Raw genomic sequence first — 16,865 nt, forward strand, 5'->3', positions numbered from 1 at the left:
GATATTGATGCTCTCTTTAAACTTTATGCTTCGGTCAAATGTTTTAATACTTTATGACCATGTTCAACCGCTTTTAATTTAATTTTCGACTCTGGATTACCAGATAAAGGCGAAACGTCATAAAGCAAGTAAGTTGCACTTAGCTCCATTTGCGTATATTGAATTGAATATTGAACCGCTTTTAAAAAGCTATCGATTAAGTTTTCTTGGTCGTTCACCATGTTGGCTTCTGTTTGGCCGACCGTCATACTAATAATGACTTTTTTGTCTTTTAATTTATCGCCCTGAGAGCCGTAAGCAAACTGATAAGTAAAAACTTCATCAAACCATAATTTCAAAATTGCCGGCATATTAAACCAGAACATTGGATATTGCAGAATGATCGTGTCGTGGCGTAACAACGCTTCTTGTTCAGCACTTACATCAATTTGGTAGTCTGGATAGAGCTGGAAAATATCTCGTACTTCGAGGTCCGGATAGGTTTTAACAAGCTCCTCTACAATTGCTTTATTTGCAATTGATTGAGCGTAGTAGGGATGAGCCAAAATAAGTAAAGCCATAATAATGCCTTGTAGCTATAAAAATCATAGTCACTATAATTTTTATAGTATGGGTGTACAATAACTATCAAAGTTGATAGGTGGCGTTAAAAATGGCAAATACTGAAAATAAATGTGAAATCACCATGAATGGAAAAACTTATCCATGTCATATCAGTATGGCGATGGACTTGGTGGGTGGAAAATGGAAAGGCGTTATTTTGTATTATCTAAAAGATGGGCCAAAACGCTTTAATGAAATCAATCAATTAATGCCAACTATTACAGAAATGACTTTAAGCCTCCAACTTAAACAGCTAGAGCAAAGCAGCTTAATATCCAGAACTGTTTATGGTGAAAAAGCACCGATTAAGGTGGTTTATGAAATGACCGAATTGGGCCAGACTTTCAAGCCTGTTTTAGAGTCTTTATCGGTATGGGCACATACGATGATTAATCAGACATAAGATTAAAGACAAAATTAAATTATTGAATAGATTCGACTCTATAAATGATATTTAATATGATTCTTCAAGAATAAAAAAGGAATTATTATGAAAAGAATTTTATTACTAACATTTATGTTTTTTTATTTACTTACTCCGACTTACGCTCAAGAAGTAAAATATAAAAATATTGTAGTTAATTTAAAAGATCACTGGGATATTAGCAAAGGTCAAAATGGAGAGCTTGTCGCAATAAAACAAGCAAGTAAACAGGCAGTTATAATTTCGATATATTATCCCAAAGGTATAGAAGAGGGTATGCAATATCTGGTTGCTTCGCTACAAATTCCTAAACAGGGATTATTAAAAATGGAAGGGGTAACATTGGTTAATGAGGATATTAATATTCCATTGAGTAGTGGTATGAATTATCAAGCTAATGTTTTTACAACCAACTTTGATAAACGTTTTCTTATTAGTGCTTCATCTGGTACCAATGCTGGAGTTATCTTAGTGACATATGAAGGCGAAGGTAATGATACAAAAAAAGCGATTAATGATTTTAAAAGTTTAATAAATAATATAAAGATAGAGGCTCCTAAAGATGGATTCCTTTTTAATCAGAATGATTTATTGAAACATAATTAAGAATTAAAAGAGATAGCCCCATCTCTGTGCATGGGGCTTTTTTTTGCCCAAAAATCACTCATAAATACCCGCCCAATCCATCAAAACCACGTTTAAAAACTGGCACATTTTCTGCATCCCTTATTGGTAATACAAAAACTGAATTTGGTAATACCAAGCTAGAGGTGCGAAATGAACGATGTAAAACCTGTGGTTCAACCAAAGCAAACTTTAAAAGCCTTTTTAGTCGAATTACTCAGCGTTCGTGCAGGCGTATATATCAAACAAAACAATTATCCGACTAAAACGAAAGGATAAGACAGTGGCAAAACAAAAGTTAGCTCGAATCAGTATTACCGTGCCTGAAACGACACTCAACGCACTCGACCAAAAAATTGTTGAGCAGAACTATGAAAGTCGCTCGCAAGCCATTGTCGACATGATTAATAAACACCTGATTGCAGAGCAAGCACAGGCCAATGAAGTCATGGTGGGCACCTTGACGCTGCTTTATGACGCTAGCCAAATGACCCTACGCAATCAATTGGTTGATTTACAACAACAGTTTTTAGCACAGGTGATTAGTTCACTTCATATTCAGCTCGACCAACAAAAGATATTGCAAGTCATGTTAATGCAGGGTGCGAGTTCTGAACTTAGACAGATTAGCCAGCAATTTATTGTGCTGAAAGGGGTGATCAAAGGGCATTTAGAACTGATGGATGCCGTCATGCCGCCTATACAGCAAAATGACTAAATGAGGAGTAGCGTGTTGAAAAATTTATGGACCATCCAAGACTGGAAAACAGCATATCAAACTGGAAAAATCCATATTGAAAGTCTGATTGCTTATGTTGCAGAAATTAAAAATGATGACCATGCATGGATTGAAATTGCATCGAACGAGCAGATTCAATCGCAAATTGATGTTTTAAAAGACCAGAATATTGCTGACCTACCTCTATACGGTGTGCCATTTGCAGTTAAAGACAACATTGATGTCGCTGGCTTTCACACGACTGCTGCCTGTAAAGAGGTTCAATATTTAGCTAAGCAAGATGCCACTGTAGTTGCCAAGTTGAAAAAAGCAGGTGCGATTGTGGTGGGCAAAACCAACTTAGATCAGTTTGCGACTGGACTGGTTGGCGTTCGCTCTCCTTATGGTGCAGTAAAAAATAGTTTTAACCCTGAATATATCAGCGGCGGTTCAAGTTCTGGTTCTTCTGTAGTAGTGGCTAACGGTATTGTGCCTTTTAGTTTGGGGACTGATACGGCAGGGTCAGGCCGTGTACCTGCGGGCCATAACAATATTGTGGGCCTAAAACCGACAAAGGGCTGGTTTTCTACTACAGGTTTAATTCCTGCATGTCGGACTATTGATGTCATTTCTATTTTTGCGCTGCATATTGATGATGCTTGGACCGTTGCCAGTTTAATGCAGGGCTATGATGAAACAGATGAATATTCACGAGCACATCCAGCCAATGTGCCAACTCAGTTTTCTAAACGAAAAATTGCTATTCCAGCTCAGCTTGAGTTTTATGGTGATCTTGAATCTGAAAAAGCCTTTTTAATTGCAATTGAGCGCATTAAAAAACTGGGTTATGAAGTAGAGAGTATTGACTTCAGCGTGTTTAATGAGCTTGCTGCTGCACTGTATAACGATGCATGGGTAGCGGAAAGAACAGTCGCTGTTGAACGCATGGCAAGCCGTGAAAAGGCTCATCCAGTCATTGCTCAAATTATTGCGCAGGCAGATAAATTCAAAGCAACAGATGCACTTCAAGCGGAATATAACCGCGCCGTTCTGGCTCGAAAAATTAATTTGGCGTTACAGCCTTTTGATGCATTGATGGTACCAACAGCACCAACCATTTATACCATTGCCGAAGTTGAAGCCGATCCGTTGACTAAAAACGCGCACATGGGGGCCTATACCAACTTTGTAAATTTTGCAGATCTTTCAGCATTGGCCTTACCAAATGTACTGCGTGAGAATGGTTTACCAAGTGGAGTAACCTTTATTGCACCAGCTTGGCACGATCAGGCACTGGCAAATTTTGCGCAGCTCTGGCAAGCCGAAACACTGCTGAGTTTGGGTAAATCAACCCAACATTATCAAAAAAGTATAGAGATCCAGTCGAATCATTCAGTGCAGCTTGCTGTCGTCGGAGCGCACTTAACAGGCATGCCACTTAATCTTCAACTCACTAGTCGCAATGCCACTTTGCTCAAGAAAGCCCAGACAGCAGACACTTATAAACTCTTTGCCTTAAAAAATACCACACCACCAAAACCGGGGCTGCAATGCGATGCAGCAGGGACGTCAATTGAAGTTGAAGTGTGGGATGTTCCATTAGCAAATTTTGGGGCGATTGTGGCTGAAGTGCCTGCGCCACTTGGCATTGGCAACCTTAAATTAAAAGATGGAACATGGGTCAAAGGCTTTATCTGCGAAGCTTATGCCATTCAAGATGCAACCGATATTAGCCATTTTGGAGGCTGGAGAGCCTATATACAGTCACTCAATCAAACCGCTCAAAGTATTGTTAGTAAAAATGTTGGGGAAGTTTCTATATGATTAAAAAAGCGTTTTTATCCGTATCTATTTTATCGGCAGTTGTATTGGGTGGGTGTGACAATACGGCTAAAGTGCCCGAGGCCAAACAAGACTCTCAGGCAGCCACAAATACAAAACCAATTACCATTGGTTATAGTGATTGGCCGGGCTGGGTGGCTTGGCAGGTGGCTATTGAAAAAGGTTGGTTAAAAGAAGCAGGGTTAAATGTAGAATTTAAATGGTTTGATTATTCGGCTTCTCTTTCGGCCTTTTCAGCAAATCAGCTTGATGCCGTTTTGGTCACCAATGGCGATAACTTGGTAACCGCTTCGGGCGGTACTCAAGGCATGATGATCATGGCAACAGATTATTCTGCGGGTAATGATGTCATTATTGCCAAAGAGGGCATTAACACCATTCAAGACTTAAAAGGAAAATCAATCGGCGTTGAAAAAGGCTTGGTTGATCATCTTTTATTGGCAACTGCTTTGACCGACCATAACATTAAAGCGAATGAGGTGAAGCTAGTAAATTCAGCGACGAACCAATTACCTCAAGTGTTTAATAGCCCAGATATTTCTGCGATTGCTGTTTGGCAGCCTGTTGCAGGTCAAGCATTAAAAGCCGTGGCAGGCTCTAAAATTATCTATACCTCTAAAGACAAGCCGGGTTTAATTTATGACACTTTGACCGTCAACATGAGCCACTTAACTGCGCATCAAGAAGAATGGAAAAAAATCATTCAGGTGTGGGACAAAACGGTTAAATATATTAATGACCCTGCAACCCATGCCGATGCAGTTAAAATCATGGCAAACCGTTCGGGGGTTGACCCGAAACAATATGAGTCGATGGTCAGCGGGACGCATCTATTAGATATCAATGCCAATAAAAAGGTATTTGCTAAATCAGATGGTTTTGACTCGATTTATGGCTCTACTTATCACGTCAATAAATTTAACGTTGAAAATGGCATTTATAAAACAGAACAAAATGTAGATGGGCTGATTTATCCAACACTGATAGAACAACTCAAATAAGCCCAATAAATTAAAAAGCCCAAGTTGAACTTGGGCTTTTTAATGTCTTTTTTACTTGTCTGTACTGACTTGAGTCATACGCGGAATTTTTGGTAAATCTTGCAAAGCTGGGTCAAGTTGATCTTCTTCAGCATGTACCAAATAATCAACCCGTGAGCGGAGCTGTTTAAACTCAGGTGTACTCATTAAGTCCAGTGAGCGTGGACGTGGTAAATTAACTTCAATAATTTCCTTAATTTCACCTGGGTTGGCTTTGAGAGCCACAATTCGGTCTGCCAGTAAAATGGCTTCATCCATGTCATGGGTCACAAAAATAATGGTGATATCAATGTTCTGCCATAAATCCATTAAGTGTTTTTGCATTTTTTGACGAGTATGTGGGTCGAGCGCACCAAAAGGTTCATCCATCAGTAAAATTTTAGGTTGATTAACCAGTGCTCTAGCAATTGCAACCCGCTGTTTCATGCCACCAGAAAGTTGATGTGGATACTGATTTTCATATTTTTCTAAACCAATAATATTGATCCATTCGCGGGCTTGCGCCTCTGCTGTCATTTGACTAGCGCCGCGCATTTGCGGACCAAACATCACGTTTTCTTTTACAGTTTTCCATGGAAAAAGGGTATAACCCTGAAACACCATGCCGCGTTCAGGACATGGGCCTGTAATGCATTCGCCGTCTACTAAAACTTCTCCACTATGGTATGGGTCTAAACCCGCAATGACACGGCTTAGTGTCGATTTGCCGCAGCCAGAAGGACCAATCACACAAATAAATTCTCTTTTGTGAATTTTTAAATCGAGCTTATTTAAAACAGTGCGTTCGCTGTGACCATGCTTAAAGACTTGGCTCAGTTGTTTGGCTTCTAAAATAACAGGACGTTCATAAATTTTTTGAAAGTATTCATGCGCGTTAAATGTTGAATCATTCATTACTTTGCTCCTACTTTCCAAGTGAACATCCGCTCACCTAATTTCATTAATACCCAATCACAGACCAGTCCAATCACCCCAATAATCAAAATAGCCGCATAGACATTGTCAAAGTTTTGATAGCGCGCCTGTTGAGTAATAAACCACGTAATACCAGAGGTTGTACCAATCAACTCTGAAACAATTAAATAGGTCCATGCCCAGCCCAATAGCACACGTAAATCACGGTAAATATCAGGTAAGGCAGCAGGAATCACCACATGGAATAAACTTTTGAGCTTATTGGTGCCAAGCGTATAGCCGGCCTCAATTAAGCTTCGATCTACCATTCGGGTGGTATTGGCAATAATGAGAATTTGTTGAAAAAGCGTACCAATCACAATAATTGCGATTTTAGGCGCATCATTAATACCTAAAATTGCTACTGCAAGTGCGCCAAAGGCAGGAGCAGGTAAGTAACGGAAAAACTCGACAAAAGGCTCTGTTAACAGTGAAATGCGCTTAGAAAAACCACACAAAATACCTAGTGGAATCCCGATTAATGAAGATATGAAAAAAGCTGAAAATACCAGTTTAATACTGTGCCATAAACTTTGATGAAACCAAGGTGAGTCGGGTTGTTCGGGTGGCGTAGTAAATGCAGTCACCAAAGCTTGAGCGACTTCATGAGGAGCGGGTAAATAAATCGGATTGACCAAAATACCTTGTGGTGGTGCAGAATTTCGATTGACTGCATTTTGTGCCTCGAGATAGAACACATTTTTATCAACACGACTTCCTACTTGTAAGTAAGAAACACTTCCCGAACTCGTGATTTGTACTTGAGGATGCCAAACAAAAGGTAAGTAACTGATTGCGCACCAAAGACATATTGGAATCACGAAAGAACAAATACTGAGAATCAGCTTGTTCTTTCGCGTAAATTCCTTTGCAACATAACCCATATCGAGAGCTCCCCATTTTGATCAGTATTACGATTTTCATAAAACGTAATATTGTTAAGCAAAATAAGTGCCATCTTTAAGGTGCTCTAGATGAGTTAATAAGATGAGGGAACTAAAGTTTCATGCAAATAAACCCAATAACATTTTTCGCCTTCTACTTTAATGCAGGCAGTGGACGTACGTACTGTCTCGGTTTCACTCGTTTGCTGATGTTCCTGATATTGCACCCAACAATAATTTTCAAATTCGTATAAAGCTGTACTCTTAATAATGTCGATTTTTAAAGAAGGTTTGTTCCCGATATTTTGGCTAAATAAACTATGCACTTCGGCGAAACCAATGCTGTGACCTTGAACTGTTACCATCTTAAAATTTTGATCAAAGCTATCTAAAAGCGGACTCAGACTTTGCTCTGCATTTTTTCCTGTAAATACATTTTCTATTAAAACATGTAGGTCAATGACACTTTGAATAGCCTGATCCATTTGATTAGACATGGGTTTTCTCCTTTAAAATGGGAATGATGGAAAGTAAGCAGAGGACTGCTGCAATAAGAAATGTATGTTGATAACGAAGCAGATCGCTTGAGCCAGACATCAAGTTATATATCGAAATGAGAACAACAGTACCGACACTAAATGAAACTTGTCGATTGATGTTCCAGAGCACACTGCCTTGTAGTAAATCTTGACCCTTGAAATCAATTAACGAACTAATTTGGGCAATATTGGCGCTTAAGCCACCTCCCATACCCATCACTAAATAGGCGAATACTAAAAAGCTTATGGGGCTAGTGTTCGAAATAAAAAATAAGAAAAAGATACCAAGGCTATGAAGGATAATGCCAATAATAAGTAAATATTTTTTTCCTATTTTTTGATAGAGCAGGCCACCGCTGATCATTGCCACCAGTGCACCTGCTGCATAGAGCAACATAAATGAGCCAGTTTGTTTTGCATTAAAGCCAAGGTTAACCTGTAAATTAAAAATATTGAGTAAATTAACACCTGTAAAAATACCGGGAACAGCGTAATAAATAATAAATGCATTACGTAAATTTTTATTTTTTAATAACTGGAGATTAAGAATGGGATGAGAGATTTTTTTCGAATGTTGAATGTAAAAAATAAGCATTCCCACCGAAATTAGAAAACTGCTTATAGCCAACGTGAGATTGTGATAATCCCCATAGAATGAAAATGAGAGTAACAAACATAACAGGCTTATATTAAAAATAACCAAGCCTTTTATGTCTGGTTTTTCACTCGACATATTCTCTGTTTTTTTTACCCATAGCCACGCTAGAAATGATGCAAGTAAAGAAAATGGGAGGTTAGATAAGAATACCCATCGCCAATTCAATGAATCAATAATTACACCACCAAGGGCGGGTGAAAATGCGGGCGCAATTAAGGCAATTGCCATAATCATTGTAGAAATGCGTTGGCGCTCTTGATTGGGGAATAAGGCATATACGAGAGCTTGGCCGACTGGAATTAATAAACCTCCAGCGATACCTTGAATAAAACGCCAAAAAATTAAGCTATAAATCGATTCACTAAAGCCAATAAAGCAAATGCTTATAGAAAATAACAGCATTGAATAACATAATAACTTTTGGTTTCCTAACTTGGTGGCTAACCATAAACTCATGGGCATGATTAAAATCAGGCCGAGAATATAAGCATTTGTTACCCAAGCGACCATGGATTGGCTGACTGAAAATGATGATGCAATATTAGGTAAAGCAATTGCTGACATAAAAATGTTAATGCAATCAATAAAGAACCCAAGTAAAAACACCGTTGCTATTTTATATCGATAAGGCATACCTACCTCCGTGCAGGCAGGGTAAGATTCAGCTCTTTTATTGTCGATGCAGCCGAAGTAAAATCATTGTTTAATAATTTCAAACAATCGGCTGAATTGTGCAAAAAAATCTCAAGCAAATTACCAGTTTTTTACAAGTTGTCGATTCTGGATCTTTCACTAAGGCTGCCGAAATTTTGGGACTGAGCCGATCAATGGTCAGCATTGATATAAAACAATTAGAAAAGCAGTTAAATACAAGTCTCTTAATTCGAAACACCCGTAATATTGCATTAACTGAAATAGGTCAGCATTTTTATCAAGATTTTAAACAAATCCAGCTTCAGATTGATGAGGCTTTTGAGCGAAGCCAACATTTAGGTACGAGCATTACAGGCACTTTACGTTTTTCATCAACCAATGAATTTGGTCAACGCTTTATTCTGCCTTTACTTCCTGAGTTTTGTCGGCTTTACCCACATTTACGACTACAGTATTCATTTAATTCATCGCTTGATGATTTAGTCACTGAAAAATTAGATCTTGTTATACGGCTAGGAAATTTAAAAAGCTCATCTCTAAAAACTCGAAAGATCGGAGAATATCCAATTTATCTTGTGGCTACTCCGCAGTTTATAAAAGACCATTCTGTAGAAAATATATCCGATTTGGCAGATATTCCGTGGATTGGACACACCTTATTAAATTGGCAAGATTCACAATATATTTTACAAAATAGTTTAGGCGAGCAATATTCATTACCTTTTATTCGAAGTCAGTATGAATCAAATTCGGTAACAGCAATTCATCAAATGGCGCTGTCATCCTTAGGTATTGCGATTTGCCCAGCATGGTTAGTTGATGAAGATATTCAACAAAACCGCTTAATTCGGTTATTTCCTGATTTCTCGTTACCGTTACAAAATATTCAATTACTTTACCCTAGTACTTCTAATTTACCAGCCAAAACTCGGGCATTTATAGATTTTTTAGTAGCTCGTCTTTCTTTTAGATAAACTAAAAAGTATGTAAGTTATGGACGATAAGCTATTTTATATAAATAGACAATTCTGTCTATTTTTTATAAAATAGCGCTGATTATGACTCAGTTTTATAATAATGATGTCCAATAAAATATTTCAAATTTTAGATAGTTTAGGTTTGGTTGCACAGAATCGTGTACTTCATGTGCAATTTTCCAACCCATCATTAAACAATCAAGTCTTCTTGCAACGCATTGAAGGCGAACATACGCTCAATCAGGGCAGCGTTGCTGAGTTACTGTGTCTGTCGACGAACGCACATATTGCATTAAAACAATTTATTGGCTGTCAGGTTGCCGTAGATCAGGTGACAGACACAGGCCAGTTTTTTAGAACGACAGGCATTATTACCGAAGCGAGCCAAGGGCAAAGCGACGGCTCACTTACTATTTATAACCTCACCTTAAAAGACCCAACTGCACTTTGGCATAAACGTCGTAATAGCCGCGTGTTTATGAATAAAAGCGTGCGAGATATTAGCGAAATTCTATTTAAAGAATGGCAGGGCAAAAGCCCGTTATTTGCCGTAAGCCTAACGCTCGATACAGCAAGTTTAACGAAAGACTACGATGTGCGTCCATTTGTGATGCAATCGAACGAAAGCGATTATGACTTTTTAACCCGTTTGTGGCGTATTGAAGGCATTAACTGGTTGGTTGATGAATCGCAGCTTTTAGTCGCTGATCCAAGTGCTTCTATTCAGCCACAAGTACTGCGTTTAATTGACGATAACCAAAATTATCAGGCGCTTGAACGCCGTAGCCTACGCTACCAACGCAGTAGTGCCACAGAGCAGTTCGATACCATTACCCAAGTCAAAGCTGAGCGCCGCTTACAGCCAACCTCGGTTCATGTGCAACGCTGGCAAGCCGATGTCCTACAACAAGAAGAAGGTAGTGGCAGCGTACAAGGCACGCAACAGCACAGTGAACACTATGACAATGCGAGCTTAAACCTTGAAGACGCATGGCACGTTAGCCCCGCTTGGATGCAGGACCTAAAAGGCGAAGACCAAGCCACCGCTTCAGGCAATAGTCAGATTGAACAGTTCAATCAGAACATCAATGCTTACCATCACCTGAGCTCTAAACAATTTACAGTGTCAGGGAATGTCCGTGATGCGCAGGTGGGTTACTGGTTTGAACTGAACGATCACCCTGAACTTGACCGCCACGACAGTGCTGATAAAGAGTTCTTAATTTTAAGTAAGCACTACTATAACCAGAATAATTTACCGAAAGAATTACAACAGCAACTCGAGCGTCTATTACCAAAAGACAAGCTCAAGGCAGCCCAACGCGACAGCCAAAATCCTGAGCAGCGCCACTTTGCTGAGCTGAACGTGGTTCGACGCAACATTAAAGCTGTGCCTGAATATCACCCGCTAGAACATCGACCAGCCGCTTACCCGCAGCGCGCTAGAGTGGTTGGGTTAGAGGGCGAAAGCATCCATGTCGACCAGTGGGGGCGTATTAAAGTCCGTTTCTTGTTTACTCGAACTGACGACCATAGTCATGATGGTGGAGCAGGAAGTAACGACAATGATACCGACTCCGCTTGGGTAGATGTGCTCACCCCGTGGGCAGGCGCGGGTTATGGCGCACGCTTCTTGCCACGTGTTGGTGAGATTGTGGTGATCGATTTCTTTGACGGTAACATTGACCGTCCATTTGTGGTGGGACGCATTCACGAAGCTGAACGGCGCCCAACCCAGTTTGACCAGAAAGGCCAGTTACCTGATACCAAAAAACTCAGCGGCATTCGCTCAGAAGAAGTCGATGGCAAAGGCTTTAACCAGCTACGTTTTGATGACACCACAGGGCAAATCAGTGCCCAACTACAAAGCAGCCATGCGGCAAGCCAACTCAACTTGGGTAACTTAAGCCATCCAAAAGACAAGGCGGAAAGTGATGGTCGTGGTGAAGGCTTCGAGCTCAGAACAGATCAATGGGGCGCAGTCAGAGCTGGAAGTGGCTTACTCATTAGTACCCACAAGCAGGATCAAGCCCANCGTGGTGAAGGCTTCGAGCTCAGAACAGATCAATGGGGCGCAGTCAGAGCTGGAAGTGGCTTACTCATTAGTACCCACAAGCAGGATCAAGCCCAAGGTGTACACCTAGATGCAAATGAGGCCAAACAACAAATCGAAGGCGGTCTTAACAATGCCAAGGCTCTCAGTGAAGTTGCTAAAAATCAACAAACTGATCCATTGGAAGTGCTTGAGAACTTAAAAACGTTCATAGAACAAATTGAAGAAAAAGATCAAGACAAAGCTGCCGCTTTTAAGCAAGCCTTGATGATATTAACCGCACCTAACAGTATTGCCATAGCCAGTAATGAAGACATTCACTTAAGCGCAGATGCTCAGTTAAGCCAAACGGCTGGAGACTGCATTAATCTGTCTACTCAAAAAAACCTGATTGCCCATGCCCAAAACAAGATCAGCCTTTTTGCGGCCCAAGAGGGGGCGAGATTATATGCAGGTAAAGGTAAAGTCGAAATACAGGCGCAAGGTGATGGGGCCGATTTAATTGCCCGTAAAGCAGTTCAGATTATTTCTACAGAAGACAAAATTGAAATTAGTGCTTCTAAAGAAATTGTTATCACGGCGGGTGGATCTCAACTCAAGATTAATGGCTCGGGAATTTTCCCTGTCACTGGCGGCAAGTTTGAGGTGAAGGCTGGGCAGCATTTGTTTATGGGGGGGGCAAAGGCAAATTATGTTTTACCTCCTTTACCAGCACTAGAAACAAAAACCGATGACTTATTATTAGAGTATTTACATAGTGATGGAACACCTGTTAAAGGTGCTGATTATGAGGTGCTATTATCTGATGGTTCTATCCGTAAAGGAAAATTAGATGCTTCTGGTAAAGCTATCGTGAGTGGGGTACCTGCTGGACGAGCCAAAATTCAATATGGGGAAGACCAAAGTAAAGATGAATTTCCAGTTTTAGAGGTAGATGACTGGTTTATTCAATCTGGAAGTAGTACAAAGACTGGAAAAGAGGAATAAAGAATTATGCCAAATCCTCAAAATCAACAATTCTGGTCAAAGATCGCAGAACGACCTACTGAAATACAACAGCAGTTTTGGTATGGTGCTGAAAAATTAGCAAAGTATCTCAATGATAATCCAGCTATGTATAAAGGTTATATGGACTACGATACAAGTAAACCTGACCCTAATTTATCATGGTGGGAAAAGATATTATTTTACAGTGGACAAGCTCACTACAATGAGGCGGTAAGTAGCTATAACACAAGTAAAGTAATTGCTGATCAAGGGAGCTGGTTGTGGGGAATGCTCAAAGGTGACTTTAATAAAGACCCTTCCATGTCTCAGATTATTGTTGGTGGATTGATTAGCCTTATACCTGTTGCAGATCAGGTGTGTGATGTTCGTGATGTTATTGCTAACCTTATTACATTGTCGGATGAAAAAGATCGAACGAAAGATAATTATATGGCACTTGCTCTGACAAGTGTGGGTATCATTCCTGAAATTGGTTCAGCAATCAAAACTGTTGTGAAATCAAGTCGGGCAAAAGATGTCAGTAAGGTAAAGTTATTTAAGGTCATGGAATATTTTGAAGAGGCTTTAACAAAGCTCAAAGTCAAATGCCCATGGGGTAAGGCACCTGAGGCATGGTTAAGATCTCGACCTTGGAAAGGTATAGCAACACAAGGTTTTAATGCTTTAAAAAATAATATTAACCGAATCCTATTGGTAATTAATCAGTGTTTGAAAAAATTTAATGGCGCATTGAAAGCTGCCTTAGCAAAATTTCAGGCAACTTTAAACCATGTTTTAAATACCATCAAAAAGTATATTGATCAGTTGTGTGATGAAGTGGATAAGGCGATTGGCCATTTATTACCTCAACAACAATTAGCAATGGCACATGCAGGCGGGGGAGGTAAGAATGTACCTACAGGACGTTATGAAGCGAATGTTCACTCTGGTAAAAAAACAGAAACCAATCATCGTCAAAAGAAAGAGGTGCCTGAAAAAGAGAAATCAAAAGATAAAGATATAAATAATCCTTGTACTTTAAGACCTTATAAACCTGATACATGTAAACCACAAGGTAAAACAGGTCATCATGTGGTACCAGATAGAGCATTCAGATTAGGGCTAAGAACAGATACTAGTAATCGAATTCCTGGTGCAATTACAGAAGGACAAGGTTTAGTTGTATGTGTAACAGGAAAAGGGAGACAGCTTCAGCACGGACAAATTCATTCCTATTATGATAAAAAAGAAAGAGTTTTAGGAAAAGTATCAAACCCTAAAGGTGTGACAACATTGGAAAAGCTTGAATTAATAGGGGCATTTTCAGTTTCAAAAGTATTGAAATGTAATAAAGCTATACTTTTAGCAGAATTAAGAGCTTATCATGCAGGGTATGGTATGGGGCCTGATTTTAAGGTTACAGCTGATCCAACTGGAAAAATGTCTATAGACGCAAATATTTTTAAACCTGCTACCAATACAAAACAAGGTGGAAAAAAACTATGACACAAATATCATCTGTAACTTTTAATGCAGCATGCGCTATCTCAGATGATATGGTGTATGTAGCAAGCTCACTGGATAACTTTGATGACAATCAGCAGTTTAGTCGATTGTTTATGTACGATTATACTGAAGAGAATGGAGAGGGATGGTATTATCATGATGTTAATTTTATTGTAGTTGATGTATGTTTTTATAATGTTGAAAATAATAAAAAGTTAATAGCATTAAGTGATGAAGGTGAAATTGAAGAGTTTGATGGTGAAGTTAGTCATTTTAAAAATATAGATGGAGCTGGTTTAAATCAAGAATGGAGTAAAGATCGTGGTTATCTCTCCACAATAAAATTTCAAAATAATAAGTTATTTGCTTGTGGCTATGATGGTCAAGTTTATATTAACGAATTTAACTGGCTTGACTTATCAAATAGTTTAAAAACGAGTAACAATCAAATACTAGATTTTGAATCTCTTGAAAATGAGGGTGATATTTCTGTTATAGATATATGTGAAATAAGTGGTAATTATTTCTGTGTAGGTCGTATCGGAGATAATGGATTAATTGCTAATTATGATGGTAAGCGATGGAATGTATTGAAAAAAGTTACACCTGCTACATTATATTCAATTATTCCGAAAAAAGATGGAAAATTAATCGTATGTGGAACATATGGAAATTTAATAGAAATTAATCAGGATGCTACTCTTAATCGGAAAACAAACTTAAGTATAAAAGATGATTTTTATTCTTTAACTGAATTTAATGATATTCTTTATATAGGTTCGGCATGCGGTTTATATAAATTTTATGAAAATGAAATTACTAAAGTGAATATTCATGAGGACATAGATAATAATCTTGTTTTTAAAGTAGATTCTACTGAAAATACATTATGGATTTTTACTAATAAACTTATAGGTAGATATGATGGAAATTCTTGGAAAATTTTTGATCATCCAGATAATAAAGAATCTCAAAAAATACCTTTAACTGTGAGTGCAAATGAAAAATGTCCTAAAACTGGATATTGGTATACAGTTGCGAAACCTAATTCGAGAGCTTATTTTAAACAAGGCGATGCTTTCCCTCAATTAGTAACTGATTGGGGGGAAGTGTATTGGTCTTGGGATGGTGAGAATTAATTGAATGCCCACAAGGGCATTTTATAAAGCACAAGATTTTTCTTTATCCTATTTTGTATTTTCTAAAGATATGAATGAAAACTTGAAAATAAGTGAAGTTATTGGAATATGAAAAAAACACCAATTACCTTTACTGCTGGATGTGCTATTAGTAATAACAACTATTACCTTTCTGCTAGTATTGACGAATTAGATTCATGGGATACTTTTAGCAGAGTATTTATTTATCGTCATCAATCAGATACAAATTGGTCTAGTCATGATTTAGATGGCTGGAAAGTTATTTCAGTGGCTTACACGAATTTATTAAATAATAGATCTCTAATCTCGCTTGATAAAGAGGGAAATGTAGAGATTTTTCAGCAGGCTGGTGAAGAGTACCAACAAATATGTCCTGTTACTAATGAGCAGTTTATATATGGACAATTTAATCGTTTACGTGTAATTCAAGATAGGATTTATGCTTGTGGAGATGGTGCAAAAATCTATATTTATGAAGATGAAAACTGGAAAAGTATCGCCAACAACTTAGAAGAGAAACCTTTAGAAATTCCTAAAAATGATGATTTTTTTCTAAATAATGATCAAGATTTAACTTTCAAAAAAAATCTTTATGATATAAATGGTTTTGATAATAATAATGTTTATGTATGTGGAACACAAAATGATGAAGGCTTTATTGCATTTTTTAATGGCTTAAAATGGCTCGAAGTTAATCGTATAACGCCATCTGCACTGTATGCAATAGTTCCTTGTCCTGATGGAAAAAACATTCTAGTTCTGGGTCAATATGGAACACTTTTAAGAGGTAATATTGATAATGGATTTAAGAATTTAAAAGATATAAGTATTAATTCTACATTTTATAATGCTGCTTTTTATAATAATAAAATTTATATAGCTTCTGAACAAGGACTTTATCTGTATGATGAGGGAAAATACTCCATAGTCTCAGAGTTAGAAGCAGTTCAAGGAGTAATATCAGTTGAAGTTAAAGAAAATATACTTTGGGTGCTAACATATAAAAAACTTATACGTTATGACGGAAATGTTTGGGAGATAATTAGCCATCCTGATAATGATGAGTTAGATAGACAACTATTAAAGTGTGAGGCTGGAGATGTTTGTCCATACTCTGGAGATTGGTATAGCCCAGCTAATAATATGCAGAAGAGATACTTTACCAAAGGTGAAATCATGCCTGAAATAAAAGATAATTCTTGGGGAGAGATTATTTGGTATTTAGATATGGAAAATCAATAA

At 38.2% G+C, this 16,865-nt stretch carries 15 protein-coding genes and 2 pseudogenes; 12 read left to right on the forward strand and 5 right to left on the reverse strand.

The window, feature by feature from the left end:
* Positions 1-23: 23 nt before the first annotated feature.
* The gene (locus tag ASF86_RS02360) at positions 24-560 is read right to left on the reverse strand and encodes an NAD(P)H-dependent oxidoreductase (RefSeq protein ID WP_056479055.1); all 537 of its coding nucleotides are present in this window, start codon (positions 558-560) and stop codon (positions 24-26) included.
* A gap of 92 nt (positions 561-652) precedes the next feature.
* On the opposite strand from ASF86_RS02360, the gene ASF86_RS02365 reads away from it, so the two are divergent.
* From ASF86_RS02365 to ASF86_RS02385, 6 genes are all read left to right on the forward strand, one after another.
* Positions 653-1,006 (forward strand): winged helix-turn-helix transcriptional regulator, encoded by a 354-nt coding sequence (locus tag ASF86_RS02365; RefSeq protein WP_056479058.1) that lies wholly within the window; start codon positions 653-655, stop codon positions 1,004-1,006.
* A gap of 87 nt (positions 1,007-1,093) precedes the next feature.
* On the forward strand, positions 1,094-1,633 hold the full coding sequence (locus ASF86_RS02370; RefSeq protein WP_056479060.1) for a hypothetical protein: 540 nt from the start codon (positions 1,094-1,096) through the stop codon (positions 1,631-1,633).
* A gap of 171 nt (positions 1,634-1,804) precedes the next feature.
* Positions 1,805-1,930 carry a hypothetical protein gene (locus ASF86_RS18950; protein ID WP_005047797.1) on the forward strand — a complete coding sequence of 42 codons (126 nt, stop codon included), beginning with the start codon at positions 1,805-1,807 and terminating at the stop codon, positions 1,928-1,930.
* Positions 1,931-1,934: 4 nt separating this feature from the next.
* Positions 1,935-2,369 (forward strand): CopG family ribbon-helix-helix protein, encoded by a 435-nt coding sequence (locus ASF86_RS02375; RefSeq protein WP_001118705.1) that lies wholly within the window; start codon positions 1,935-1,937, stop codon positions 2,367-2,369.
* A 12-nt stretch (positions 2,370-2,381) separates the two neighbouring features.
* The gene (gene atzF, locus ASF86_RS02380) at positions 2,382-4,193 is read left to right on the forward strand and encodes an allophanate hydrolase (protein ID WP_056479063.1); all 1,812 of its coding nucleotides are present in this window, start codon (positions 2,382-2,384) and stop codon (positions 4,191-4,193) included.
* Complete coding sequence (locus ASF86_RS02385; protein WP_056479066.1) at positions 4,190-5,212, forward strand: ABC transporter substrate-binding protein; 1,023 nt, start codon at positions 4,190-4,192, stop codon at positions 5,210-5,212. Before atzF ends, ASF86_RS02385 begins: the two co-directional genes overlap by 4 nt.
* Before the next feature lie 51 nt (positions 5,213-5,263).
* Here ASF86_RS02385 and ASF86_RS02390 read toward each other — a convergent pair whose 3' ends face one another.
* The 4 genes from ASF86_RS02390 to ASF86_RS02405 form a co-directional block, all read right to left on the reverse strand.
* A complete protein-coding gene (locus ASF86_RS02390) occupies positions 5,264-6,145 on the reverse strand; it encodes an ABC transporter ATP-binding protein (protein ID WP_056479069.1) in 882 nt (293 codons plus the stop codon).
* Complete coding sequence (locus ASF86_RS02395; RefSeq protein ID WP_056479072.1) at positions 6,145-7,089, reverse strand: ABC transporter permease; 945 nt, start codon at positions 7,087-7,089, stop codon at positions 6,145-6,147. The genes ASF86_RS02390 and ASF86_RS02395 overlap by 1 nt, the downstream gene beginning before the upstream one ends.
* A gap of 95 nt (positions 7,090-7,184) precedes the next feature.
* The gene (locus ASF86_RS02400; protein ID WP_056479075.1) at positions 7,185-7,586 is read right to left on the reverse strand and encodes a hypothetical protein; all 402 of its coding nucleotides are present in this window, start codon (positions 7,584-7,586) and stop codon (positions 7,185-7,187) included.
* Positions 7,579-8,919, reverse strand: a complete 1,341-nt coding sequence (locus ASF86_RS02405; protein WP_056479078.1) for an MFS transporter — start codon at positions 8,917-8,919, stop codon at positions 7,579-7,581. The genes ASF86_RS02400 and ASF86_RS02405 overlap by 8 nt, the downstream gene beginning before the upstream one ends.
* Positions 8,920-9,017: 98 nt before the next feature.
* Between ASF86_RS02405 and ASF86_RS02410 the strand changes: the two genes are divergently transcribed.
* The 6 genes and pseudogenes from ASF86_RS02410 (at position 9,018) to ASF86_RS20190 (ending at position 16,865) form a co-directional block, all read left to right on the forward strand.
* On the forward strand, positions 9,018-9,914 hold the full coding sequence (locus ASF86_RS02410) for a LysR family transcriptional regulator (protein ID WP_056479081.1): 897 nt from the start codon (positions 9,018-9,020) through the stop codon (positions 9,912-9,914).
* 103 nt (positions 9,915-10,017) lie between these two features.
* The coding region (locus ASF86_RS02415) for a type VI secretion system Vgr family protein (RefSeq protein WP_227508770.1) at positions 10,018-11,951 on the forward strand (1,934 nt) is incomplete at its 3' end.
* 1 nt (position 11,952) lies between these two features.
* Positions 11,953-12,957 (forward strand): annotated as a pseudogene (locus tag ASF86_RS19940) (DUF2345 domain-containing protein); the annotation flags it as partial.
* Between the two features lie 6 nt (positions 12,958-12,963).
* A pseudogene (locus tag ASF86_RS02420) lies at positions 12,964-14,010 on the forward strand (hypothetical protein); the annotation flags it as partial.
* Positions 14,011-14,459: 449 nt separating this feature from the next.
* Positions 14,460-15,602 (forward strand): hypothetical protein, encoded by a 1,143-nt coding sequence (locus ASF86_RS02425; RefSeq protein WP_227508772.1) that lies wholly within the window; start codon positions 14,460-14,462, stop codon positions 15,600-15,602.
* 108 nt (positions 15,603-15,710) lie between these two features.
* The gene (locus tag ASF86_RS20190; RefSeq protein WP_056479087.1) at positions 15,711-16,865 is read left to right on the forward strand and encodes a hypothetical protein; all 1,155 of its coding nucleotides are present in this window, start codon (positions 15,711-15,713) and stop codon (positions 16,863-16,865) included.

Source organism: Acinetobacter sp. Leaf130 (genome assembly GCF_001423205.1).
Taxonomy (GTDB): Bacteria; Pseudomonadota; Gammaproteobacteria; order Pseudomonadales; family Moraxellaceae; genus Acinetobacter; species Acinetobacter calcoaceticus.

What these genes read in the sequence shown, in the direction of transcription:
- ASF86_RS02360 (WP_056479055.1), bottom strand. Translation starts at nt 560, where the DNA reads ATGGCTTTACTTATTTTGGCTCATCCCTACTACGCTCAATCAATTGCA.
- ASF86_RS02365 (WP_056479058.1), top strand. Translation starts at nt 653, where the DNA reads ATGGCAAATACTGAAAATAAATGTGAAATCACCATGAATGGAAAAACT.
- ASF86_RS02370 (WP_056479060.1), top strand. Translation starts at nt 1,094, where the DNA reads ATGAAAAGAATTTTATTACTAACATTTATGTTTTTTTATTTACTTACT.
- ASF86_RS18950 (WP_005047797.1), top strand. Translation starts at nt 1,805, where the DNA reads ATGAACGATGTAAAACCTGTGGTTCAACCAAAGCAAACTTTAAAAGCC.
- ASF86_RS02385 (WP_056479066.1), top strand. Translation starts at nt 4,190, where the DNA reads ATGATTAAAAAAGCGTTTTTATCCGTATCTATTTTATCGGCAGTTGTA.
- ASF86_RS02390 (WP_056479069.1), bottom strand. Translation starts at nt 6,145, where the DNA reads ATGAATGATTCAACATTTAACGCGCATGAATACTTTCAAAAAATTTAT.
- ASF86_RS02395 (WP_056479072.1), bottom strand. Translation starts at nt 7,089, where the DNA reads ATGGGTTATGTTGCAAAGGAATTTACGCGAAAGAACAAGCTGATTCTC.
- ASF86_RS02400 (WP_056479075.1), bottom strand. Translation starts at nt 7,586, where the DNA reads ATGTCTAATCAAATGGATCAGGCTATTCAAAGTGTCATTGACCTACAT.
- ASF86_RS02405 (WP_056479078.1), bottom strand. Translation starts at nt 8,919, where the DNA reads ATGCCTTATCGATATAAAATAGCAACGGTGTTTTTACTTGGGTTCTTT.
- ASF86_RS02425 (WP_227508772.1), top strand. Translation starts at nt 14,460, where the DNA reads ATGACACAAATATCATCTGTAACTTTTAATGCAGCATGCGCTATCTCA.
- ASF86_RS20190 (WP_056479087.1), top strand. Translation starts at nt 15,711, where the DNA reads ATGAAAAAAACACCAATTACCTTTACTGCTGGATGTGCTATTAGTAAT.